This window comes from Mesorhizobium sp. M1217 (assembly GCF_040318275.1).
In the GTDB taxonomy this organism is placed as follows: Bacteria; Pseudomonadota; Alphaproteobacteria; order Rhizobiales; family Rhizobiaceae; genus Mesorhizobium.
The window spans coordinates 23698-47449 of the sequence record NZ_JAMYMA010000026.1 but is presented as its reverse complement, the minus strand read 5'-3'; the positions used below and the strand labels follow the sequence as shown (position 1 = coordinate 47449).

Below are 23752 nucleotides of genomic sequence, written 5' to 3'. Positions count from 1 at the left end.
TGGATTCAGCCTACAGTCTCCAGGCGCCTCGGCAAGCGGTTCATCGGCAGCGGCCCGTTCGCGGTGATCAGGAACTGGTCTTCGAGATTGAAGCTGGCGAGACCGTCGATGTAGAGCGGGATCTCGAATGCCAGCACCATGCCGGCTTCGATCACGACATCGCTGTCGGCCGAGATGAACGGCCATTGCTCGGAAAACACGGAATGGCCGACGCTGTGGCCGAAATGGCCGCGGCGATAGGAACGCAGGCCCTGGCGCGCCAGGCTTTCGCTGGCGGCGCGATGAACGGCGGCGAACGACTTTCCGGGCATAAGCGCGGCAAGCCCATCGGCGAAGGCGCGTTCGGCTATCGCATGCAATTCGGCCTGTTCGGGCGACGGCGGCCCGAAGGTGAAATTCCGCGACATGTCCGAAGCATAGCCGTTCACGCTGCAGACCATGTCGGCCTTCAGCGGATCGCCGGCGGCGGCGACCGCATCGGCGCTTTTTGGGCGAGCGCCCAGCGTGACGTATTCGGCCGTCGCGATTTGTTGCGATAACCCGGCGGCTGCATCGGCGATGCCTTGCCGGTAGAGCGCGACCAGATCCGACTGACGCATGCCGACCGCTGCATGCTGCTGCAGCCGCGACAGGCCGGCTTCCGACAGGACGATGCCCTGCTGCAGAAGGTCGATCTCGCTTTGCGATTTGATTGCCCGCAGCCTGTCGAGGATCGGCGAGCCGTTGACCAGGGCCGTGCCGGGCAACATCGCCTGCATCGCGGACAAATCGCTGGCCGAGACAAAATCCAGCTCGATGCCGAGCGTTGCACGCTCCAGCCCGAATTCGGCGAGCATCGTCTTCAGCTCGCGGACAGAGCGGGCAAGCTCAAAGGTCGCTGGACGTGCAAAACCGGGGGCGCGGCCAACCAGGCCGGCCTCGATGCGCTGCGCAACGGGCCGGCCGGCCGTCGCCGGCTCAAGCGACGCGGATTCGATCCAGATCGGATGCGTGCGCACCACGGCATCCGCCACCGCCGCCCGGAGCTGGGCAGCCTGGAAATCGGCAACCACTACGCCGATCGGCAGGTCGTCTCGTCTCGGGATGACCACGAAACCGGCGCCGGCCCGGCGGAACAGGCCGGCCGGGCCGATCCAGGCGCCGGTGGCATATTGGAATGCCTCAGGCTCGCAAAGCACCAATGCCTCGATATTGGCACGCTGCATCAGGTCTGTTGCGCGTTCTCGGTCGACAAAGCCGGTCACGGGATCTCCTCGCATGCAATCGAATCCGACGCCGATGCGGCGGCGTTTGGCCTCAGCGTAGCTTCAGTGCCGCTGTGGAGCAGCTTTTTTCTGGAAGCGCTGTTGACCTGCCGACCCTAAAAGCGCGTTGCGTTCGACCGGCCTCATGCGACGCGCTTCAGGTTCTTGTTTCATGCATGTCGGTGTCGCAAAACCGCTGCACAGTTTTGCGCGACATGCATCAAAGGCCTTGAGAGTTCGAACGCCAGGCGGGGAAACGAAAAAAAGCCGCGGCGAACCACGGCTTTCAACGCGACAAGTTGTCAGTTTCGAATGCTTACTCGGTTTCGTCAGAGGTGTCGTCGGCAGTGTTTGCCGCGTCTTTCGCGGCCTTCCTATCCAGCGCTGCCTGCAAGGCCAGGGTGGCCTGCGGTGAGGCCGGTGTCGTGGCAACGACCGCCATTGCATGAGCAACTCCGGTCGTCGACTTGTCCTTGGCCGCGGCCGAGGTGGCGGCTCCGTGTCCCTGCGAGCCGGCCCCAGCCGAGTTTCCGCCGTTGCCGTGGCTGCCGCCATTGCCGTTCCCGCCGCCATTGCCGCCGGGGGCAGCGAGGACCGGAGACGCGACAAGGGTGAGAGCGGCCGCCGCTGCGAATAGATAGGTGCGCGTTTTCATAATTCCTCCTTCGAGTGGCCCTCCCGCCAGGATGGGTTCCAGTGAGAAACGTGAGGACTTTCCAAAGTGGAGCCCGCTGTCCAACAAGTTCCGTTCAAATAGAGCATTCTGCAAGACGGACCTTGGTCCGAGGACGACACGCAAAAGTCCTGAATTCTATCTGCAGCGTACTTGGCGCGACCGCAGCGCCTGCTGGCAAGTGCGTCCTGTGCCGCCCAAATGCGAAAAAGCCGCGGCGGACCGCGGCTTTTCGATGCTTGATTTCCCTTGAGAGAAACTGGAGCGGGTGAAGCGATTCGAACGCTCGACCCCAACCTTGGCAAGGTTGTGCTCTACCCCTGAGCTACACCCGCTCGCGCGGCTTTCGGGCCGCAAGCCGCGCCTATATGGCTGAAGAGCGCGGCGATTGCAACAGGGAATTCGCAGGCTTTTTGCTTCGCCGGCAATGCGGACAAGCCGTCCCGCGACACGTCGCAAGGCAATCACCCCTGCATTGCGCGACGGGCTTGTCTTGGCCGCATCATTGGCCGTAAACGGCGTAGGCCGAACAAGCCGTTGAAAGCGGGCCATCAGAAGAAAGACCGATGCCGAAGACCGAAGCCGACCTTTTCGCCTTTCTTGCCGGACTCGGGATCGAGGTATCGACACAGCGGCATCCGCCGCTGTTCACTGTCGCCGATTCGCAGGTGCTGCGCGGCGAGATCGCCGGCGGCCACACCAAGAACCTGTTCCTCAAGGACAAGAAAGATAATTTCTTCCTGGTCAGCGTCGGCGAGGAGGCGGTGGTCGATCTAAAGCAGATCCATCATCTGATCGGCGCCGCGGGCCGCGTGTCTTTCGGCCGGCCGGAGATGCTGATGGAGCTTCTCGGCGTCGTCCCGGGCGCGGTCACCGTTTTCGGGCTGATCAACGACACGGAGCGAAGGGTCAAGGTCGTTCTCGACGAGGAGCTGATGAGCCATGCTGTGGTCAACGCCCACCCGCTGACCAATGAGGCGACGACTTCCATCGCCGCCACGGACCTGGTCAAATTCGTCGAGGCAACCGGACATGATGCTGTTATCTTGAAAGTCTCGGCATGATCGCCACATGGGTGACTGAAACCGGGTTCTGAAGAAGGATGTTGCGCCTGTCCCTTGGCCGGCGGCGCGACCGAAAGGGCGACGAGATGAGCGATAGCAACCCCTTTGGCCGCCCATTTGGCAGCAATGGCGGTCAGTATGCCACCACCATGCAGTATGGCGGCACCGATGCCGCGCGTGAGAAGGTCGCACTTGCGGAGGTGCCGGCCGACGTCATCAAGGACACCACGACCGCTGGATTTGCCGCCGACGTCATCCAGGAATCGCGCCGCCAGCCGGTGCTGGTCGATTTCTGGGCGCCATGGTGCGGCCCCTGCAAGCAATTGACCCCGCTGCTGGAAAAGGCGGTGAAAGCCGCCGGCGGCAAGGTCAAGCTGGTCAAGATGAACATCGACGACCATCCATCGATCGCCGGCCAGCTCGGCATCCAGTCGATACCGGCGGTCATTGCCTTCAAGGACGGCCAGCCGGTCGACGGCTTCATGGGCGCCATTCCCGAGAGCCAGATCACGCAATTCATCCAGAAGGTCGGCGGCAAGGATGGTGGCGCACCGCAAGTGGCCGAGGCGCTGGCCGCGGCCGCCGAGGCGCGCGAGGCCGGTGACGTGCAGACCGCGGCCGACATCTACGACGCTATCCTGGAACAGGCGCCGGAGACGATCGAGGCGATCGCCGGCTTGGGCGATCTGCTGTTCGAGGCCGGCGATACCGAAGGTGCCGATGCGATGCTGGCGCGGGCGCCGGAGGCAAAGAAGGATGCGCCGCAGTTCGCCGCGCTGCGCGCCAAGATGGCGCTCGCCGCGCAAGCAGCAGTGCTCGGCAATCCGGCGGAACTGGAACGGCGGCTGGCCGAAAATCCCGGGGATCACCAGGCGCGGTTCGAGCTTGCGATGATCCAGAACGCCAAGGGTGATCGCATGGCGGCGGCCGACAATCTGCTGGCGATCATCAAGGCCGACCGCTCGTGGAACGACGATGGCGCCAGAACCCAGTTGCTGCAGCTCTTCGAGGCATGGGGCATGACCGACGAGGCAACGCTGTCGGCACGGCGCAAACTGTCGTCGCTGCTGTTTTCCTGAGCCGGCGCAGACTGTTTTGTCCGGCGGGCTTGCGGTCGGCGGCGGCTGCGCCAGATTAGGTTTTCGGACGGCATTCGATTTCGGGTTTCCGGTGTCGCGCCTTGTGCCGGCCGGGAGGAGACGGGTTTGGTGCGCTTCCTGACGAAGCGATCGGAGGATTGAGGTGCAGGCGGGAAACGCGCATTACCGACTCGCTGCGGACTTACCGTCGACCATGCCGATCTTTCCGCTTGAGGGCGCATTGCTGCTGCCGGGAGGCCGCATGCCGCTCAACATCTTCGAGCCGCGCTATCTGCAGATGGTCGATGAGGCGATCGCCGGGGCGCGGCTGATCGGCATGATCCAGCCCAGCCTCGACGGTGCGCTGCGTCCCGACGGCGAGCCGGAACTCTGCAATGTCGGCTGTGCCGGGCGCATCATCGCGCTGTCCGAGAGCGGCGACGGTCGTTATCTGATTTCGCTGCAGGGCGTGTGCCGGTTCCGCATTGTCCAGGAACTCACCGTCAGGACGCCGTTTCGCCAGTGCCGGTTGGCACCCTTTCTCACCGATCTCGACGACGACCAGGCGGAAGCCGAGATCGACCGGCCGGCGCTGCTCAAAGCGTTTCGCGCCTATCTGCAGGCCAACGATCTGGAGGCCGACTGGGAAAGCGTCAGCCGCGCCGAAAACGCCATGCTGGTCAACGCGCTGTCGATGATGGCGCCCTACGGGCCGGCCGAGAAACAGGCGCTGCTCGAAGCGGCCGATCTAAAGACACGTGCCGAAACGCTGATCGCCATCACCGAAATGGCGCTGGCGCGCGACAATGAGGATTTCGGTTCGAGTTTGCAGTAGGCTCTTGCCTTCTCCCCTTGTGGGAGAAGGTGGATCGGCGCGTAGCGCCGAGACGGTTGAGGGGTGCTGGACGGAGTGCCGTCGGTGCCAAGCTGGAACACCCCTCATCCGACCGAGATTCGCTCGGCCACCTTCTCCTACAAGGGGAGAAGGGAAGTCCGCGCGCGAAACCCCGAAGCGGTTGCCTTGTGGAAGGACGGATCGAATGGCGGATGGACGTGACGGGAACAGGACTGTCGATCCCAAGCTGCTGGAACTGCTGGCCTGCCCGCTGACCAAGGGGCCGCTTGCCTGGGATCCGGAGCGCGGCGAGCTTGTCTCGCGGGTGGCAAAGCTTGCCTATCCGGTGCGGGACGGCATTCCTATCATGCTGCCATCGGAGGCGCGGGTCATCGCCATAGACGATGCCATGCCACCGCCGCGCCTGGGTGGCTCGGAATAAGGGCCGCTCCGCAGCGATCCTTCGCGCCCCCCTCTGTCCTGCCGTCATCAAATTCCGCACCGCAGCAATGCTCTGACGAAGACAGGGGGCCTATTGAAAATTGCGTCCCTTGGGCATGACCTTCTCCGCCTTTCCCAATAATTCCGTTTGCGCGATGCTGCCCGGCCGAGCCTCGTCTGTACGGCTCGAAGGCTCAGGTCCTGCCTCTTCCAGCAGCACCGACAGCCACGGCGTCAGATCCTCGACCTTCTCGGCGACGATATGGATGACGTCCGATTCCGATTGCAGCTTGCCGGTGACGCGGATGAGACGTGCGCCCATGACGATGGGGCGGAAGCGGTCGAAAGTCCTTTCCCAGAAAATGATGTTGGCGACCGCATGCTCGTCTTCCAGCGTCAGGAAAATCGCCTTGCCATTGCCGGGCCGCTGCCGCACCAGCACGAGGCCGGCGACCGAAACGCGCCGGCCGTCCCGCACCTGGCCGAGCCGCGCATTGGGCGTGACGCCGGACCGATCCAGCCTTTGACGCAGGAAGGCGACCGGGTGCGCCTTCAGCGACAGGCCGAGCGAGCGGTAGTCGTGGACGACGTGCTCGCCGAGCGGCATTGTCGGGAGCCGGGTTTCAGGCTCGAGATCGCGCAAGCGGATCGCCGGCTGATCGAACAGCGGCAGCTTTTCGGCGGCACTCTTGCCGTCGAGCGCGCGGACCGCCCATAGAGCGTCGCGGCGGTTCAATCCAAGCGAGCGGAAGGCGTCGGCATGCGCCAGCTTTTCGATCTCGTCGACGTTGAGGCCCGAGCGCAGCCAGACATCGCGCACGGATGTGTAGCCGTCGCCGCGCCTCACCACAAATGCTTCCATGCGCTCCTTCGACAGGCCTTTGACCTGGCGAAAGCCAAGCCGGACGGCATGGCTTGTCCGGATGACACCGCGCATTTGGATATGGCGGTCGAGAATGCGGGCCAGATCGAAAGGCGATTGCTCCAAGGCGCAATCCCAACCGGAAAAGTTGACGTCGACCTCTCGGATCTCGACGCCATGATCATGCGCGTCGCGGACAAGCTGAGCCGGCTGGTAAAAACCCATCGGCTGGGAATTCAGAATCCCGGCGCAGAACACGTCGGGATAGAAGGTCTTGAACCAGCAGGAGGCATAGACCAGCAGGGCGAAGGAGGCGGCATGGCTTTCGGGAAAGCCGTATTCGCCAAAGCCCTCGATCTGCTTGAAGCAGCGCTCGGCGAAGTCTTTTTCGTAGCCCTTGGCAACCATGCCGTCGACCATCCTCTTGCGGTAATTGCCGATCGTGCCGGTGCGCTTGAAGGTGGCCATGGCGCGGCGCAATTCATCGGCCTCGCCCGGCCTGAAGCCGCCGGCAACGATGGCAATCTTCATTGCCTGTTCCTGGAACAGCGGCACGCCCAGCGTCCTGCCGAGTATTTTTTCCAGTTCCGGCTTCGGGTATTCGGGCTTTTCCTTGCCTTGCCGGCGGCGCAGATAAGGGTGGACCATGTCACCCTGGATCGGGCCGGGCCGCACGATTGCCACCTCGATGACGAGATCGTAGAAGTTTTTCGGCCGCAGCCGCGGCAGCATCGACATCTGCGCGCGCGATTCGATCTGGAAGACGCCGATCGTGTCGGCGCGGCAGATCATGTCGTAGACATGTTTGTCCTCGGCCGGGAGAGTGGCCAACACATAGGGTTGGCCATATGCGTCCCGCGCCTCGGGATAATGATCCTGGAGCAGGGTGAAGGCGCGCTGCAGACAGGTCAGCATGCCGAGCGCCAGCACGTCCACTTTAAGGATTTTCACCGCGTCGAGGTCGTCCTTGTCCCACTCGACCATCTTGCGCTCGTCCATCGCCGTCTTGACGATGGGTACGATCTCGTCGAGCCGGTCCCTTGTGATGACGAAACCGCCGACATGCTGCGACAAATGGCGGGGAAAGCCCATGATCTCGTTGGCGCATTCGATCACATGCCTTGTCGAGGGATCGGTCTGATCGAGGCCGCCGGCTTTTGTCTCCTTTTCGCCGAGCTCCGAGGTCGACCAGCCCCAGATCGAACTGGACAGCGCGCTCCGGACGTCGTCCGACAGGCCCATCGCCTTGGCCACTTCGCGCATTGCCGAGCGGCCGCGGTAGCTGACGACGGCGGCGGCCAGCGCGGTGCGCTTGGTGCTGTATTTGGAATAGATGTACTGGATGACCTCCTCGCGCTTTTCATGCTCGAAATCGACGTCGATGTCGGGCGGCTCGTTTCTTTCTTCGGAAATGAAGCGCTCGAAAAGCGTGTCGATCTTGTCCGGGCCAACTTCGGTGATGCCGATGCAGAAGCAGACGATCGAGTTGGCGGCGGAGCCGCGCCCCTGGCAGAGAATGTTCTGGTTGCGGGCGAATTTGACGATGTCGTAGACAGTCAGGAAATAGCGCGCGTAGTTCAGGCGCTCGATCAGAGCGAGCTCCTCCTCGATGCGCTGCGTCACAAAAGCGGGCACGCCCGAGGGGTAGCGGATGGCGGCCCCCTCCTTGGCCAGCCTTTCCAGCTCGGCCTGTGGCCCGAGGCCCGATTCCGTCGGCTCGTCGGGGTAGTTGTATTGCAGGTCACTGAGCGAGAAGCTCAGCTCGCCGGCAAAACGCAGCGTTTCCGCCAGCGCTTGCGGATGCCTGCGGAAAAGCCGTGCCATCTCCAGCGGTAGCTTTAAATGACGCTCGGCATTGGCCGCCAGTTCCAGCCCCACCTCGGCGACGGGCACATTGAGGCGGATCGCCGTCAGCACGTCCTGCAGCGGGCGCCGTTCCGACGTATGGTAGAGCACATCGTTGGTCGCCATCAGCGGGATGCCGGCCAGTTCGGCCATCGCCGCCGCCTGCTCGATACGGAAGCGGTCGCTGCCGCGGTAATCCGGCGAAACCGCAAACCGCAGGCTTTCGCCGAAGCGATCCCTGAGCCGGCTAAGCACAGCAAGGCTATCGGCCGCGCCCGTCGACACATCCGGCAGGATGGCCAGCGACAAGAGATCGCCCCATTCGAGAAGATCGCTTTGTTTGAGAAGCGTTGCTCCCTTTTCGTTTTCGTCGCGCAAATTGGCCTGCGTCAGCATGCGGCAGAGATGGCCCCAGCCCTTGCGGTTCTGCGGGTAAGCGAGAATGTCCGGCGTGCCGTCGCAAAATACCAGGCGGCAGCCGGGATGATAGGAAACACCCTCCACCTTGGCCTGCTGCCAGGCGCGCACGACGCCCGCCACCGTATTGCGGTCGGCGAGCCCGATCGCTGAAAACCCCATGAATTTCGCCGCGACCACCAGCTCCTCCGGTTTCGAGGCGCCGCGCAGGAACGAGAAGTTCGACTGGATGCCGAATTCGGCATAGGGAACGGCTGTCAGCGCATTCATGCGAAGACTCCATGCATGAACCAGCGCGGAGCGGGCTGCGAGGCGCCGTAGAGGCCTTGGCGGTAAAGCCAGTAACGGCGGCCGTCGGCATCCTCGATGCGGAAATAGTCCCGGGTCGGCGCATCTTCCCGTCCCGCCGCCTCTCGCCACCATTCAGGCGCAATGCGCTCCGGCCCTTCGGCGCGCGCGACCCGGTAGAGCGCGCGCCGCCAGCGGAAGTTCAAAGGTGGGCCTTCCGGCATTTCGGTGGCCGGCACCTCGATCGGCTCGGGCGAACGGAAAAGCCGGATCGGCCGTTCCGGCTGGAAGACGGTCGTGGGAGCATCCTTCACCTTGTCCGGCTGCTTCGGCGGCGAGCTTCTCTGCGGCGCTTCGGCGAAGGGAATGGCGGCGACGGCGCGCTCCGGCAGATGGCTCTCGACGGCGACCGGCTTCAAGACCGCGCCTTCGCCGAGCCGGGCGCGGATGCGGTCGGCAAAAAGCGCGATGTCGGCGCCCCCGTCGTTCGTCTCGCCGGCAAGGTCTGCCTGCTGCATGTCGAAGGCGGCGGCGGTCAGCACCGAGAGGCGCACGAGATCGAAACCATAGCCGGCGTCGATATCCTGTTCGAGCGCGGCAAGCCTTTCGTGAAACAATTTCTGGATCAGCAGCGGCTCGCGCAAAGGTCGCGAGGTGCCGACGGCGATGCGGCTGACGCCGCCATCGACGCGAAAGAGCAGCAGCGCCAGCCGCCTTGCGCCCTCGCCGCGACGCTCGAGGTCCTTCTTCAATGTGGCCGCCAGCATGCCTGTCAGCCGCTCGATGTCCTCGGTCAGCATGATCGGCTCGGCGAGGTGGCGTTCGACCGAAAGCGGCGCGACCGGCAGGCGCGGCGACACGGCTTCGTCGAGGCGGCCGAGCGCCTGGTCGAGGCGCAATAGCAGCGATGCGCCGAAGCGGCGGGCCAGCGGCGCGCGCGGTGCCGCCATGACGGCGCCCGCCGTGCGCAGGCCGACGCTTTCGAGGCTGGCGCGGACCTCTGGATCGATGCGCAGTGCCGCCAACGGCAAGGGCGCGAGAAGCGCTTCCTCCTCACCATCGGGAACGATGCGGTCGCCGGCAAACCGCGCCGCCGCCCAGGCCGAGCCCGGCGTGGCGGCAAGCCCGGTGCGGACATCGAAGCCCTGATGGAAAAAACGCGACAGGATGTCGTCCAGCATCGAGCGTTCGCCGCCGAAAAGATGGGTGCAGCCGGTGACGTCGAGATAGAGGCCATCGGCCCCGTCGAGCGCCATCAGCGGGGTATAGCGGTCGCACCAGTCGGCGAGGCCTTCGAGCAGGCGCCGGTCGGCTTCCGGATCGGCCTCCACGATGTCGATCGAGGGATGCATGGCGCGTGCATCGGCTATGCCCATGCCGCGTTTCAGGTTAAGCGCCTCGGCCCGCTCGTCGAGGGCGGCGATGCGCTGGGCGTTCCGGTCGCGGTGACTGATCACCAGCGGCAGGTGATCCGACGGCCGGGAACGCCAGGACCGCCCCAGGCGCTGCCGCAGGATCCTCTCGGCGGCGAGATGTGGAAACCACAGGGACAGGATTCTTTGCCCATTCCTCGCCCCGTCTTTCTTCGAATATGCGTTCATCGGGGTTCCACTCCAGTGTGAATTTTCCGGGCAAGGCAGTGCGGCTCTTGCCGATGGTGATGGTGAAGGCGGGCCGGCCGATCGAGCCGGCGAGCGGCCCGGCGATCGTCTCGCGCGCTGCCGCCGGTGCCGCCGACAGGATGAGGCGGACGGGCGCTGCCGTCGGCTCGGGCTCGCCGGCCTGGCGCAGCAGGAACAGCGGCCGGCCGGCACTCTGCGCCCGGGCGTGCAGCCGCCGCGTCGCGGTGAGATCCAGCCGCTGCGGGTTGCCACGGATTTCGAGGATGACTGCGGCCAGCGCCGTCATCCTGGCGGCCTCCTCGGCGACCCACAGCGCATCGAGCAGCCTTGGCGCCTCGGAAAACAGCAATTGCTCCGGCTCGATGCCGAAGAAGGCGTGAAGCCCCCCGGCATAGGGAAAGCCGGCCTCGCGGAAAACCTCGGATGTGCCGATCCACAGCACCGGCAGTCGCGGCCCCTGGCTGAGGATCAGGCTGATGAGCGACAGGACAAAACCGGCGACTGCTCCGGCATCGCGGGTCGCGGCGCCATGAAACTCGCTCAGCGCCGCCTTCGGCAGGCCGCCGCTCAGCGCAGCATCGAGGCGCTCGGCACCGGTGCGCAAAAACGCATCGGGCGGCGCCACGGCGAGGCCGCGACGGACAATCGTCAGATTCCGAGCGGGTGTCGGATTCCGAGAGGATGCCAGACTCTGGCGAGGCACATCCGCGTCAAACGACGAACCGGCCGGCGCTTCCAGGCGCTCGGACAAGGTCCCTTCGATCTTCGCGATCTGGCGGCGCAGGGCAAAAACAGTCTCCCGCGCCACGGCGCTTGTCGCCATGACGGTCAGCTTCCACTCACAATTGTTCCTGTTATGTTCCTATAGATTCCAGAGGGCGGCCAAAGAGTCAAGCGGAGTCATGGGGAATTTATTCCCAATTATATACTTGAGAAAGTATGGGAATATGTCCTATGATTCGAGCCGACAGGCCGGCACTGAAAAGACTGAGGAAATTGAGGTCACGCCCGCTATGATTAAGGCGGGTGAAGAGGAGTTCCGTAGGTTTTGGGCCTCTGGCGGCCCTGACGAAGTTAGCAGCACCGACTTTATCGTGACACTGTTCAGAACGATGTCACGTGCTGGATATAACCGTACCGTTTGATATGCTTTAGGAGCACGGCATTCACATTCCCGATCCTATCGCGCAATGCAGTCAGAGCCGGCTCAGAGCGCGAGGGTGGTAGGTTCTGATGTTTGCCTCGGAAGACGATGGTATCGGTCGCCGCACCGAACGGCGTCTCGGAAACTGCGAGTGAGTGCAGGTAAACATTCCTGAGTGCTAAGATTTCCGGGATCTCGGCAAGCGCCTTGGCAAGTTCTTCGTCTTGGGCTGCTTTGATACAGCGTTCGGTCTTCCGGCGCGTGTCTTCGGGCAGGACGTTTTTGGTGACCTCATCATAGGGTAAGCTACGGTTGCTGCCGTCCAGAATACTCACAAAAAAGTCTAGGGCCGCACATTCCAATGCGATTACCCCAGTGAAATATATGATCCGCTCTGGCAATCCTGGGTGTATGAATGCGGGGTCCAAGGAGCTTTGCATGGCTGACAATCCAAACGTGGACGAAAAGAAATTCAACGAGACTCTGAAGCGGATGCTGAAGACGCCGCCCGACCCTCATACTAAGTCTAAGGACACGCACGGGAACGCGGCTGAGAAAAATAAATCCCCTAAATCAGAACGAAACGGGGACGAAACGGTTTGCAAATAATGGCGAATACGGCCAAGATTCGTTTGTCAAAAAAAGACCCCGCAAGAGCGGGGCCAGTTGGCACTTGGGAGGTTTCCGCCTTAGAAGGACGGATAGCTCCTGCAATGCTCGCGGACGAACTCTAGTCGTCCAAAACGTATACGCACATAGAAGGTGACGTATACGGACTTCGGCCATGAACATGTGACCATGTTCGTGTCCTCCGCCGGGATGGTCCCCGGTTAACCGGAACGCGGGATAGCGCCCCGCCCGTTCAGGGCGCGTCCCGCAGCCGGTCTGGAGTTAGACCGAATCAGACATTAGTTGATCCGAATACGCGCGACGACTCCTACAAGCCGCCATGCCCGGTTTTCACAGGGGCTTCTTCCTTCGCTTCCGAAGTAGCTTTTGCGCCTTTTGCTTAAGCGTTCGGGCTTTCACCAATCCGCCGATAGGTAAGGCGCTTGCCTTCGATCTTGGCAAGCAACTGATCATGACGTTCCGTATCCGAAACGTTCAAGGCAGTACGGCGGTTATAGCGGAAATCGAACTCGGCAAGATAGCGATGCAGATGAGCCTCGCCGCAGTGCTGATAAGTTCCGACCATGCCGCGTTTGAAGACTGAGAACACGCTTTCGATGGTGTTCGTATGCACGTCGCCGCGAGCGTATTCGCCGGCGGAATGCTTCACGGTATCGTGCTTGGAGAACTCGCGGCGAGTAACTGGATAGAGGGCGCTTTCGTCGGTGTAGAGCGTCGATTGACGGTCGGCGTTGCGGACCAAAATATCGCGCACGGCGACCTTGGTAGCGTGCTGGACATGGAACATGCGAGCCTTGCCGCCACGCTCGACCAGACCGATGACGGCATTCTTCATGGGCTTCTTGCGCTTCAGATAAGGACGGCCTTTGCGCTCCGGCGAAACATAGCCATCTTCGCGGCGTCCATAGTATGTTTCGTCGGCTTCGACGGTCTTGCCTTCGCCGCCCAACGGGCCAGATGACTGAACGTCCTCGTTCATGGCCTCGCGAATGCGGTGCGCCATGAACCAAGCCGTCTTATAGGTGACGCCAAGCATACGGTGCAGCTGGTGAGCGCTCATGCCCTTCTTTGACGAAGCCATAAGGAACGTCGCCAGAAGCCACTTGTTCAAGGCGATCTTGGAGCGCTCGAACACGGTGCCGACAGTGACGGTGAACTGCTCACGGCATTCCATGCAGTTGTACAGGCCGGGACGATGAGCCTTGCCTTCCATCTTGGTGATGCGGTCGGGATTGGCATTGCCGCAATGCGGGCAGTTCGGGCCATACGGCCAGCGCTGCGCTTCCAGATGGATGCGGGCGGCGTCGGCGTCTTGGAAGATCGGGCTGTCGAGGCGCATTGGGCTAACTCCTTGGAATCATTTATCCCAAGAGGCGCTTACTTTGTCAAGTATATAATTAGGAATTTATTCCTGCCTTGATGGCATGGTCCGGGCGCTCCAGCCCGACCATTTGCCGAGTCCGGCCCGAAAGCCTATATGCCGGGATCAAAGGACAAAGCATGGCTCGCATCTACCAAACACGCATCTGGCACGACCAGCTTTCGCCAACGATGGAGGAAATCGAGCTCCTGGCGCTGGAGGCCTATGCCCATCTGCCGGAGGAGTTTCGCAAGCTGACCGGCGAGATCGTCATTCAGATCGCCGAATTCCCGACCGACGAGATCATGGACGACCTTTCGCTGGAAACGCCCTTCGACCTGCTCGGCCTGTTCGAGGGGCGCGGCATCGCCGAGCGCTGGAATCCGCAGACCGGCGAAGGCCCGAACCGGATCACGCTCTACCGCCGCGCCATCCTCGACTACTGGGCCGAGAACGAGGAGACGCTGGGCGACATCGTCACCCATGTGCTGATCCATGAGATCGGTCACCATTTCGGCCTGTCGGACGATGATATGGAGAAGATCGAAGAGGCAGCGGAGTGACGTCGTTTTGACTGGAGAGCGCAGCGTTCCTTCGCGCCAGCGTCCAGAAATGTCCCGCATTCGCGGGCACCCGAAGCGATGTCAGCGCTACCAGTCGCTGAGCTTGGTGTCGGGGCCGTATTCCTGGCCTTCGATGTCCTTCACCACCGCCTGGCCGCAGCGCATGGTCTTGGCATTCTTGTCATAGGCATAGGTCGGCGAGCCGAACAGGTGCCAGCCCTTGTTGAGCGCCGCCGTCACCTTGTGGCAGAAGCTGGCGTCGTCCGGGCCGGACAAAAAGCGGTAGAGTTTCATTTTCAATCCCGTCGTGAGTTGCAATCATGCGCGAACAGCGGCGGCCTTCGCCAGCAGTTTTTCGGCCTGCGCCAAATGCAGCTGCTCGACCATCTTTCCGTTCAGCGCAATCACCGCCTTGCCGGTATTTTCGGCAAGCGCGAAGGCATCCTTGATCGCGCCCGCCTCGGCTATCGCTTCAGGCGACGGCGCAAAGGCCCGGTTTGCGGCCTCGATCTGGGCCGGATGGATCAGCGATTTGCCGTCGAAGCCCATGGCGGCCGCTTCCGTGCACTCGCGCGCAAACCCGTCCATATCGCTAAAATCATTGAAGACGCCGTCGAGCAGGTCGAGGCTGCCGGCGCGCGCGGCGAGCACCATCTGCATCAGCCACGGCACGAGATAGCGCCGGTCGGGCGTGGTGAGAATTCCGGTGTCCTTGACCAGATCATTCGTTCCGGCAACGAAACAAACCAGTCGAGAGGCTGGGTCGCGGCCAAGCTCGGCGATCGGGCCGATGTTGAGCAGCGCCTTGGGTGTCTCCATCATCGCCCATAGCTTGACCTCGTCCGGCGCAAAATTGTCGTCGAGAACGTCACCGGCCTCGAGAATGTCGCGCGGCGTGTCGACCTTGGGCAGCAGGATGGCGTCGGGAGCGCATTTTGCCGCAGCCAGCAGATCGTCGGCGCCCCATTCGCTCGACAGCGCATTGATGCGCACAACCATCTCGCAGCGCCGGTTGGAACGGCCGGCGAAAATCCCCGCCAGTTTTTCGCGCGCGGAAAGCTTGTCGGCCGGGGCGACGGCGTCCTCGAGATCGATGACGACGGCATCGCAGGCCAGCGACCGGATCTTGGCCAATGCCTTGTCGTTCGAAGCCGGGACGTAAAGCACCGAGCGGCGCGGGCGGGAGGGTTCGGCAGTCATGTCCGATCTATGCCGCCTGCAGACGGCCGAGGCAAGCCGTGCATAAAAACTGCACGCAATTTCGGAAAATCTCCTCGTCTCCGCCCCGCTTGCCACCCGACAGAATGCGACAAGGGCGGCATGCAAGAGCAAACAAATTGCCGTTGGTCCCTGCCATACCGGCTTCGCCGCGACAGCTGGTGGCTTGTCGATCCGCCCCCGGCAAACCTCCTCCCTTTCGTCCGCAAATCCCCGCCCAGATATTCCGGCCGCATCAAAGCGGCCGAGAAAGCCCGATCATGACAGCGTTCCTCACGCCGGCGCCGAGCTATTGCAGCCGCTTCGGCGTTGCCGTCCTGCTCGTCGCGCTGGCCGATTTTTTCTTCTATAGCCAACCGGCCGGCATCACGCTTTTCCTGTTCGGCGTTGCGATTGCCACCACGAGCATGGCTGTCCATCCTCTCGGCTCCTTCAATGATGGCAGGCCCTGGTTCAAGCCAGTTGCGCTGCTTGTGGCGCTGCTGCCGGTCGCGGAAAATGTCAGTGCGCTGTCCGTCTCGATCGGGCTGGCGGCGCTGGCCGTCTTCGCGCTTTCGCTGGCCGGGCGGTTGAACCACGGGGTTGCCCGCATTGCCGGCCAACTCTCGCTATTCCTGCTTGCAACGCCCTTTCGGTTCGTCCTGGATTTCTTTCGCTGGCGCAAGGCGGCCCGGCAGCTTGGCCGACGGCGCGTGCGCCTTGCGACGATTGCCGTCTGGGTCATGCCGCTAAGCCTCGGCGCGGTGTTTCTCGCGCTGTTCGGCGCCGCCAATCCGGTCGTCGAATACTGGCTGTCGCTGATCGACCTAATGGCACTGCTCGAGCTCATCCAGCTGCCGCGTCTCGCCTTCTGGCTGTTCGTGCTGGTCGGCGTCTGGGCCTTTCTGCGCCCGCGCCTACCGCGCTTTCTCCGCTCCATTCCGCGTGTGCTGTCGCCTGTGCCTGTCGGCCGGGCGACGACAAAACCCGCCAAGGCGATCGAGGACATCATCTTCGGCAAGGCCGCGATTCTTCGTGCGCTGGTCGTCTTCAACATCCTTTTCGCGATGCAGACCGCGCTCGACGCCACCTATCTGTGGGGCGGCATCGCGCTTCCCGACGGGCTGACCTACGCCGCCTATGCGCATCGCGGCGCCTATCCCTTGATCATCACAGCGCTGCTCGCAGCTGGCTTCGTCCTAGCGGCGCTGCGGCCGGGCAGCACGACCTCCAGCGATCCGCTCATCCGCCGGCTGGTCTACGTCTGGGTGGCGCAGAACATCGTGCTGGTCATCTCGTCGATCCTGCGGCTCGACCTCTATATCGGCATCTACGCGCTGACCTACTGGCGCATCGCCGCCTTCGTCTGGATGGGACTGGTGGCGGCGGGCCTTGCCCTGATCATCGCCCGCATCGCGTTCGAAAAATCCAATGAATGGCTGCTTTCCGCCAATCTTCTGACGCTTTCAATGACGCTCTATGCCTGCTGCTTCGTGAACTTCGCGGCGCTGATCGCCAACTACAATGTCGAGCACTCATTCGAAATGACCGGCCAAGGCACCGAACTCGATTTCTGGTATCTGCGTACGCTCGGTCCCAGCGCCTGGCCGGCGCTCGACCGTTTCCTCGAGCATCAGGGCAGGACGAATGCGGCCAGCGTTTCCTCGTACCGCGAACTCGCCCGTTTGCTTGGGCAGGACGAGGCCCGCTACCGCGTCGGCCTAGAAAACTGGCGCGCCTGGAGCTTTCGCGACTGGCGGCGCCTTCGTGCTCTCGACACACGTATCCCGTTCGTGGTTCCTCCGATGTCCGAACCCTTCATGCCGGGCCGCTGATTTGATGCCGCACCACATACTGGTCGCCGACGACGATCCGCACATTCGCGAAATCATCTGCTTCGCGCTCGAAAAGGCCGGCATGAAGACGCTGGCGGTGCCGGACGGCGCGGCTGCCTTGCAGGCGATCGAACGCCGCGCGCCCGATCTCGTCGTGCTCGACATCGGCATGCCGGAAATGGACGGGCTGGAAGTGTGCCGGCGGCTGCGCCACACATCCGACGTGCCGGTGCTGTTCCTGTCAGCGCGGGATGAAGAGATCGACCGCATCCTCGGGCTGGAAATGGGCGGCGACGACTATGTCACCAAGCCGTTCAGCCCGCGCGAGCTGGTCGCCCGCGTCAACGTCATCCTGCGCCGCGCCCGGCCTGCGCCCGAACATGCCGACGATCGGCAATTCTCGCATGGCAGACTGGCCTTAGTGCCGGCAAGCCATACAGCCAGCTTCGACGGCAAGCCGCTGGTGCTGACGGGCATCGAATTCGCGATCCTGAAAGGGTTTTTGGCGCGTCCCGCGCATGTGCTCGGCCGCGACATGGTGATGGCTAATGCCTATGCTGCCAATATCCACGTCGCCGACCGCACCGTCGACAGCCATGTCCGCAACATCCGCGCCAAGCTGGCGGCGGTCGGCTGCGTCGATGCAATCGAGACCGTGCATGGCGTCGGCTTCCGGCTCGGCAAATGCGGCGCGTGAGCGCCCAAGAACGGATTGGCAGCAAATGGCGGCCACGGCTTGCCACGGTCGTCATTGCCATCCTGATCATGGTGATGGCACTGCCGCTGGCCGGCCTGTTCTTCTTCCGGCTGTACGAGAACCAGCTGATCCGCCAGACCGAGGCCGAGCTGATCGCGCAAGGTGCCGCCCTTGCCGCGATCTATGCGCTAGAGGTCCGTGAGGCCGGCCTTGCCCCGGAAAAGCTCGGCACACCCATGCCTCCACCCAGTACAAGGGATCGGGCTTCTGCCTACCAGCCGATCGAACCGCGCCTCGATCTTGCGTCCGACAGGATACTGCCGACCCGGCCCGCGGCCACAGCGGCCAGCGTCGATCCTGCCTTCGCGGCAATCGGCGCGCGGCTGTCGGGCATTCTTGCCGAGACGCAGAAAACCACGCTGGCCGGCTTTCGGCTGCTCGATCCCAGCGGCGTGGTCATTGCCGGCCGCGAGGAGGCCGGCCTGTCGCTCGCCGCGGTCGAAGAGGTTCGCGCAGCGCTTGCCGGCCGCTACGCCAGCGCGCTCAGGCTGCGGGTTCCCGACCAGCCATCGCCGCCGCTCTATTCGGTCAGCCGCGGCACCAAAGTCCGCGTCTTCGTCGCCATACCAGTTGCGGTCTCCGGCAAGGTCGCCGGCGTGGTCTATCTGTCGCGGACGCCGAACAACATCGTCAAGCATCTCTTTGGCGAGCGCGGCAAGGTGGCGCTGGCGGCAATCGCCATCCTCGGCGGCACGCTGCTGATCGGGCTGGTCTTCCTGCGCACCGTCAGCCGGCCGATCTATGCACTGATCGAGCGCACCGAGCGCATCGCCGCCGGCGACCGTGAGGCGATCAGGCCGCTTGATCACCACGGCACGCGCGAAATGGCGGCGCTCTCCGCGGCCTTCCTCGACATGGCCGAAAAGCTGCATGCGCGCTCCGACAGCATCCAGACCTTCGCCACCCACGTCTCGCACGAACTCAAATCGCCGCTGACGGCGATCCAGGGGGCAGCCGAACTGCTGCGCGATTCGGGCGGCGCGATGGACGAGGCCGAGCGGCGGCGTTTTTCAGACAATATCGTCACCGATGCCGGCCGGCTCAATCTGCTGGTGCGCCGCCTGCTTGACCTTGCGCGTGCCGAAAATCTCGAGCCCAGCGGCCAAGGCACATCACTCGCTCCGGCACTGGCGCTGCTGCCGGCCGACCACAGGCTGGCGGTGCGCCTCGAGGCGGGCGCCGATATCGGCCTGCGCATATCGGCCGAAAACGCCGCGATCGTGTTGGCCAATCTCATCGACAATTCGGCGCGACACGGCGCGACGCTGGTCTCGGTCACGGCAGCAAGCGCGGACGGCAAGGCCACCATTGTGGTGGACGATGACGGCGCCGGCATTTCGCCCAGCAACCGAGGCCGCATCTTCGAGCCGTTCTTCACCACGCGCCGCGATTCCGGCGGCACCGGCATGGGCCTCGGCATCGTGCTGGCCCTCCTGAAAGCGCATGATGGCACGATCCGGCTGGTTGACTCGGCGAGCGGCACGCGCTTCGAGATCATCCTGCCGGCGGCGTGACTCGGCGGTTCAGACCGGAAGGGCGAAAAAGGTGCATTACGACATCATCATCATCGGCGGAGCCATCGTCGGCTCCTCGGTCGCCTATTATCTGCGCGAGGAAGGGTTTTCGGGCCCGATCGCGGTTGTCGAGCGCGACCCGCAATTTTCCCATGCGGCGACAACGCTGTCCTGCGCCTCCATCCGCCAGCAGTTCTCGATCCCTGAAAACATCCGGCTGTCGCAGTTCACGCTGAAACTGTTCCGGCGGTTGAAGGAAGAATTCGGGGCGGACGCCGATATCGGCTTTCGCGAAGGCGGCTATCTGATCCTTGCCGGCGAAAACGGGCTGCCTATCCTGCAGGCCAACCACGAGGCGCAGATGGCCGAGGGCGCCGACATCGTGCTCGAGGATGCCGAGGCGCTTGTTCGTCGGTTTCCGTGGCTATCGGCCGAAGGTATCACTGCCGGGGCCTACGGCCGCAGCGGCGAGGGCTGGTTCGACGCGCATGCGATGCTGATGCTGTTCCGCAAGGCGCTGCGGACGAAGGATATCGACTTCATCACGGCGTCGGTGACCGGCATCGAGCGGCAAGGCGGCCGCGTCACCGGTGTGACCCTCGAAAATGGCGAGCGGCTTGAGGCCGGCATCGTCGTCAATGCTGCCGGGCCGAATGCCGGCAAGGTGGCAGCAATGGCCGGGCTGGCGCTGCCGGCGGAGCCGCGCAAGCGCAATGTCTTCGTCTTCGAGGCGCGCGAAAAATATGACGACATGCCGCTGCTGGTCGACCCGAGCGGCATCTATGTCCGGCCGGAAGGTTCGGTCTACATCACCGGCGGCGCCGAGCCGGAAGAGGGCGAAGGCCCCGCCGACCCCACAGATTTCGAACCCGACTGGCCGCTGTTCGAAGAGGTGATCTGGCCGGTGCTGGCGACCCGCATTCCAGCCTTCGAGGCGATCAAGCCGACGCGCGCCTGGGTCGGCCATTACGACTACAACACGCTCGACCAGAACGCGGTGATCGGTTCGCATCCCGAGGTCGGCAATTTCTTCTTCGCCAACGGTTTTTCCGGCCACGGCTTGCAGCAGGCGCCGGCGGTCGGCAAAGCGCTGGCCGAACTGATCGTCCATGGCGGCTATCGCACGGTGGATTGCTCGGCGTTTGGGTATAGCCGTGTCGCTGAGGGGCGGGCGTTTCGTGAATTGAACGTGATTTGAGGGAAGGCCGCCCAGAATAAGCCGCTCTGTCGAGTTCCCGCCCACCCCCTCTGTCCTGCCGGACAGAGGGGAGGCTGTCCCGCCGATATCAAAAGTCCGCACGCTAGTAGTCAAAACCTGACGCTTGGTACCCGAAACGGAATACCGCTGCCGACTCATTTCGGACATCTAGGGCAGATACTTAAAGAGCCATGGAAAGCAGGAATTTGACTTGACCTCCACTAGTTGGAAAGCACTTTCAGTGTTGATGTTCGCAATTATCCCATTCTCTGGATGCAGCAACGACCCTGAGTCACCGGAGAACAAACGTATATACTCTGTTCTCCAGCATCAGGAGTTTGAATTACGTCAGCAGAATAATCGTGCCAATTATTTTTTTGGCAAGCGAGTAATGGATACTGAAATCAATACTATCGCCTTCCCTCTCGCCGGTGAGGCGAAAGGCTATGTAGTGTTTTATGCCACGCCCGAAGAGGGTGGGTTAATTCTGTCGGTTCCGCAGCAATATGACGATATCAGTCTGACGAAGCAGACGCTTGAAGCCATCGTTGATAAAGGCCTCATCTCAAAGCCGCTTGAAATTCACCTTGCGTCACGCGCGCACTGAGCGCTTTGCCAAAAAGTACATGGTAGCGTCCGCTTTCCACCCTGAGCGGGCTTACGGCCCCGGAACCAAGCGTGAGATTTCGACCACTAGTGGTTAAGTTCTAACGCTTGGTACCCGATCGTGAGCGCGGCCACATCGCGAGCGCTCCTTCTCCTACAGGCAGAAATGTCTGACGCCATCTGGCCGCAAATGTTATCTCTAGCGATCCGTCCTCGATCGAAGAAGGATGCAGTCAGTGGATGACTGGAGAATCGGGAATATCTGGATAACCAGAATTCTGGAGATGTGCGACCCTCTGCGGACGCCGTCGGAATGGTTTCCCGACTGCACCGATGAAGCGCTCGAACCGCATCTTCATTGGCTCACGCCGCGATTAATATCGCCTGCAACCGGCCGGCTTATTCTTCCCATCCAGAGTTTTCTTGTTCGTACCGGACACCACACCATTCTGGTCGACAGTTGCGTCGGCAACGATAAGACGTTCGCATACTTCCCCCATTGGCATCGCCGCAATGACGGCACCTTTTTGGAGCGCCTGGCAAATGCAGGTGTTGCTCCCGAGCAGATCGACTATGTGCTGTGCACCCATCTTCATGTCGACCATTGCGGTTGGAACACACGATTGGTGGACGGGCGTTGGATACCGACATTCCCGAACGCCCGCTACATCATGGCGCGGCGCGAGTTCGAGGCCGCACAGGCGGCCTCCGGTGATGACGAAGATCGGACCTATGAGGACAATGTGTTGCCAATCGTCGAGGCTGGTCGGGCTGTGCTTGTCGATATGGATTATGAACTCGATGGCGAAGTGTGGCTGGAACCGACGCCGGGCCACACCCCGGGGCACGTAGCCATCGGCCTGAAATCTCGAGGCGTAGGGGCAGTGTTTTCCGGCGATCTTATGCATTGGCCGATGCAATGCATATACCCTGACTGGAGCTTTCGGTACGACACGGACCCTGACCAGGCACGTCGGACGAGATGGGCATTCCTGGAGGCTTGCTCGGACAATGGCCGCATCGTAATGACGTCGCATTTTCCCTTGCCGTCGGTGGGAACCATCTCGCGACGCCAGTCATCATTCTGGTTCGAGGATCAGCAGCCGCCGTAATCGCCGAGGACGCCGACTGGGCGATCGCCCTCGGCCACCCGCACTTGTCGAAGCGCCGCTCAAGCGCGGCGTCTTTCACTCGGTGGTCGACCTCCAGGGCGGCAATCTACCCCTTCCTCGCCGAGCACAACCAGCAGCCCAGACCCTTCATCTGGACCGCCGACCCCGACAGGATCGCCGCCGCGGTCAAACGCGGGCACCAAACGTTAGATTCGATCCACTAGCTGGCAAGGCAACGCGTCAGCGCTTGCGGTCGAACCAGAACGCGTCCGACACGCGCTTCATGCCGATGCGCTCATAAAAGCCGACGGCGTCGGGCATGGAAATCAGGCTTATGGCAACGGAAGGCCCGAGTTGCCGGCGCGCTTCATCAAGCAGGCCCTTGCCGATGCCGAGCCCTTGCGCCGATTTGCAAACGGCGAGCTCGGAAACGTAACAGACCCACGAGAAATCGGTAACACCGCGGGCAACACCGACCAGCGGCTTGCCTTCTGTATCGAGACGCGCGGTGAGCACCAAATTGGCCCCTGACAGCATCGCGTTCAATCGGGTGTCGTCATCGACGGGGCGATTGGCGCCGAGGCCGGATTCCACCAGAACGCGGCGGAACTCGGCGATGCCGAGACCCGGTTCGCTGGCGTAGAGGACCTTGGATCGCGTTGTCATGTCGACAAAAGTGCACCATGGGCCGGTGGTTTTGAAGCTGTTTTGTACCGATCTTGCGTTTCGATCGACGACGGAGGTCCAAAAACAGCCGCCTTTTATTTGCCCGCGGCTTTGTGTAAACCGGGCGCCAGCAATTTCCCGCAACAAGAAGAAGACGGGCAAGGACATGGAAAAATTCACCAAGCTCACCGGCGTCGCCGCGCCGATGCCGATCGTCAATGTCGACACCGACATGATCATCCCCAAGGATTATCTCAAGACGATCAAGCGCACCGGACTCGGCACCGGCCTGTTCGCCGAAATGCGCTACAAGGACGATGGTTCGGAAAACCCGGACTTCGTGCTCAACAAGCCGGCCTACCGCAAGGCGCAGATCCTGGTCGCCGGCGATAATTTCGGCTGCGGCTCGAGCCGGGAACATGCGCCGTGGGCGCTGCTCGATTTCGGCATCCGTTGCGTCATCTCGACCTCGTTCGCCGACATTTTCTACAACAATTGCTTCAAGAACGGCATCCTGCCGATCACCGTCAGCCCGGAAGATCTTGAGAAACTGATGGACGATGCTTCGCGCGGTTCGAACGCGACGCTGTCGGTCGATCTGGAGGCCAAGGAAATCCGTGGGCCTGACGGCGGCGTGGTCAAGTTCGACCTCGACGAGTTCAAGCGCCATTGCCTGCTCAACGGGCTCGACGATATCGGCCTGACCATGGAAAAAGCCGGCGCCATCGCTTCGTTCGAGAAGAGGAACGCCGCTGAGCGCCCCTGGGCCTGAGCGGTACGATGCCCCGGCCGCGACAGGC

General features: G+C 62.6%; 23 protein-coding genes, 1 tRNA gene and 1 pseudogene. 14 read left to right on the top strand and 11 right to left on the bottom strand.

Annotated elements, in window-relative coordinates:
* Window positions 1–5: 5 nt before the first annotated feature.
* The 3 genes from NKH37_RS30870 to NKH37_RS30860 form a co-directional block, all read right to left on the bottom strand.
* Window positions 6–1244, bottom strand: a complete 1239-nt coding sequence (locus NKH37_RS30870) for a M24 family metallopeptidase (protein WP_353004144.1) — start codon at window positions 1242–1244, stop codon at window positions 6–8.
* 316 nt (window positions 1245–1560) lie between these two features.
* The gene (locus NKH37_RS30865) at window positions 1561–1899 is read right to left on the bottom strand and encodes a hypothetical protein (protein WP_023720576.1); all 339 of its coding nucleotides are present in this window, start codon (window positions 1897–1899) and stop codon (window positions 1561–1563) included.
* Window positions 1900–2177: 278 nt separating this feature from the next.
* Window positions 2178–2252, bottom strand: a tRNA-Gly gene (locus NKH37_RS30860).
* A 231-nt stretch (window positions 2253–2483) separates the two neighbouring features.
* Between NKH37_RS30860 and NKH37_RS30855 the strand changes: the two genes are divergently transcribed.
* The 4 genes from NKH37_RS30855 to NKH37_RS30840 all read left to right on the top strand — a co-directional run bounded on the left by NKH37_RS30855 (window position 2484) and on the right by NKH37_RS30840 (window position 5337).
* Window positions 2484–2981, top strand: a complete 498-nt coding sequence (locus NKH37_RS30855) for a prolyl-tRNA synthetase associated domain-containing protein (RefSeq protein ID WP_352516121.1) — start codon at window positions 2484–2486, stop codon at window positions 2979–2981.
* 86 nt (window positions 2982–3067) lie between these two features.
* Window positions 3068–4060, top strand: a complete 993-nt coding sequence (gene trxA / locus NKH37_RS30850) for a thioredoxin (RefSeq protein ID WP_353004142.1) — start codon at window positions 3068–3070, stop codon at window positions 4058–4060.
* A gap of 163 nt (window positions 4061–4223) precedes the next feature.
* Window positions 4224–4895, top strand: coding sequence for an LON peptidase substrate-binding domain-containing protein (locus NKH37_RS30845; RefSeq protein WP_023720579.1), 672 nt, complete (start codon window positions 4224–4226; stop codon window positions 4893–4895).
* A gap of 205 nt (window positions 4896–5100) precedes the next feature.
* A complete protein-coding gene (locus NKH37_RS30840) occupies window positions 5101–5337 on the top strand; it encodes a Trm112 family protein (protein ID WP_023720580.1) in 237 nt (78 codons plus the stop codon).
* A 90-nt stretch (window positions 5338–5427) separates the two neighbouring features.
* Here the strand turns inward: NKH37_RS30840 and NKH37_RS30835 are convergent, their stop codons facing one another.
* The 4 genes from NKH37_RS30835 to NKH37_RS30820 form a co-directional block, all read right to left on the bottom strand.
* Window positions 5428–8730, bottom strand: a complete 3303-nt coding sequence (locus tag NKH37_RS30835) for an error-prone DNA polymerase (RefSeq protein ID WP_353004141.1) — start codon at window positions 8728–8730, stop codon at window positions 5428–5430.
* Window positions 8727–10205: a DUF6504 family protein gene (locus NKH37_RS30830; protein ID WP_353042183.1), complete on the bottom strand. Its 1479-nt coding sequence runs from the start codon at window positions 10203–10205 to the stop codon at window positions 8727–8729. The genes NKH37_RS30835 and NKH37_RS30830 overlap by 4 nt, the downstream gene beginning before the upstream one ends.
* Complete coding sequence (locus NKH37_RS30825) at window positions 10138–11193, bottom strand: ImuA family protein (RefSeq protein ID WP_352641078.1); 1056 nt, start codon at window positions 11191–11193, stop codon at window positions 10138–10140. Before NKH37_RS30825 ends, NKH37_RS30830 begins: the two co-directional genes overlap by 68 nt.
* A 281-nt stretch (window positions 11194–11474) precedes the next feature.
* Complete coding sequence (locus tag NKH37_RS30820; RefSeq protein WP_353004138.1) at window positions 11475–11849, bottom strand: hypothetical protein; 375 nt, start codon at window positions 11847–11849, stop codon at window positions 11475–11477.
* Window positions 11850–11952: 103 nt separating this feature from the next.
* Between NKH37_RS30820 and NKH37_RS30815 the strand changes: the two genes are divergently transcribed.
* Entirely contained in the window at window positions 11953–12123 is a 171-nt protein-coding gene (locus NKH37_RS30815; protein WP_353004136.1) for a hypothetical protein, read from the top strand.
* 400 nt (window positions 12124–12523) lie between these two features.
* Here NKH37_RS30815 and NKH37_RS30810 read toward each other — a convergent pair whose 3' ends face one another.
* A complete protein-coding gene (locus tag NKH37_RS30810; protein ID WP_353004134.1) occupies window positions 12524–13483 on the bottom strand; it encodes an IS1595 family transposase in 960 nt (319 codons plus the stop codon).
* A 161-nt stretch (window positions 13484–13644) separates the two neighbouring features.
* Between NKH37_RS30810 and NKH37_RS30805 the strand changes: the two genes are divergently transcribed.
* Entirely contained in the window at window positions 13645–14067 is a 423-nt protein-coding gene (locus tag NKH37_RS30805; RefSeq protein ID WP_023721935.1) for a metallopeptidase family protein, read from the top strand.
* A gap of 87 nt (window positions 14068–14154) precedes the next feature.
* Here the strand turns inward: NKH37_RS30805 and NKH37_RS30800 are convergent, their stop codons facing one another.
* Window positions 14155–14361, bottom strand: a complete 207-nt coding sequence (locus NKH37_RS30800; RefSeq protein ID WP_023721934.1) for a DUF1737 domain-containing protein — start codon at window positions 14359–14361, stop codon at window positions 14155–14157.
* Window positions 14362–14385: 24 nt separating this feature from the next.
* A complete protein-coding gene (locus NKH37_RS30795; protein WP_352791707.1) occupies window positions 14386–15267 on the bottom strand; it encodes an HpcH/HpaI aldolase/citrate lyase family protein in 882 nt (293 codons plus the stop codon).
* Window positions 15268–15545: 278 nt separating this feature from the next.
* Here NKH37_RS30795 and NKH37_RS30790 point away from each other — a divergent pair, with 278 nt between their 5' ends.
* The 7 genes and pseudogenes from NKH37_RS30790 to NKH37_RS30760 all read left to right on the top strand — a co-directional run.
* The gene (locus NKH37_RS30790; RefSeq protein WP_353042181.1) at window positions 15546–17099 is read left to right on the top strand and encodes a DUF4153 domain-containing protein; all 1554 of its coding nucleotides are present in this window, start codon (window positions 15546–15548) and stop codon (window positions 17097–17099) included.
* Between the two features lie 4 nt (window positions 17100–17103).
* A complete protein-coding gene (locus NKH37_RS30785) occupies window positions 17104–17796 on the top strand; it encodes a response regulator transcription factor (protein ID WP_352481091.1) in 693 nt (230 codons plus the stop codon).
* A gap of 74 nt (window positions 17797–17870) precedes the next feature.
* The gene (locus tag NKH37_RS30780; protein ID WP_502895842.1) at window positions 17871–19370 is read left to right on the top strand and encodes an ATP-binding protein; all 1500 of its coding nucleotides are present in this window, start codon (window positions 17871–17873) and stop codon (window positions 19368–19370) included.
* 31 nt (window positions 19371–19401) lie between these two features.
* Window positions 19402–20568, top strand: a complete 1167-nt coding sequence (locus tag NKH37_RS30775) for an NAD(P)/FAD-dependent oxidoreductase (RefSeq protein ID WP_353042179.1) — start codon at window positions 19402–19404, stop codon at window positions 20566–20568.
* Window positions 20569–20779: 211 nt separating this feature from the next.
* Window positions 20780–21175 carry a hypothetical protein gene (locus NKH37_RS30770; protein WP_352481088.1) on the top strand — a complete coding sequence of 132 codons (396 nt, stop codon included), beginning with the start codon at window positions 20780–20782 and terminating at the stop codon, window positions 21173–21175.
* 235 nt (window positions 21176–21410) lie between these two features.
* Window positions 21411–22286, top strand: a complete 876-nt coding sequence (locus NKH37_RS30765; RefSeq protein WP_352481087.1) for an MBL fold metallo-hydrolase — start codon at window positions 21411–21413, stop codon at window positions 22284–22286.
* 58 nt (window positions 22287–22344) lie between these two features.
* Window positions 22345–22510, top strand: a pseudogene (locus NKH37_RS30760) (IS630 family transposase); the annotation flags it as partial.
* Window positions 22511–22526: 16 nt separating this feature from the next.
* Here the strand turns inward: NKH37_RS30760 and NKH37_RS30755 are convergent.
* The gene (locus tag NKH37_RS30755) at window positions 22527–22952 is read right to left on the bottom strand and encodes a GNAT family N-acetyltransferase (protein ID WP_352496013.1); all 426 of its coding nucleotides are present in this window, start codon (window positions 22950–22952) and stop codon (window positions 22527–22529) included.
* A gap of 166 nt (window positions 22953–23118) precedes the next feature.
* Here NKH37_RS30755 and leuD point away from each other — a divergent pair, with 166 nt between their 5' ends.
* Window positions 23119–23724, top strand: coding sequence for a 3-isopropylmalate dehydratase small subunit (leuD, locus tag NKH37_RS30750; protein WP_023721924.1), 606 nt, complete (start codon window positions 23119–23121; stop codon window positions 23722–23724).
* Window positions 23725–23752: the final 28 nt, after the last annotated feature.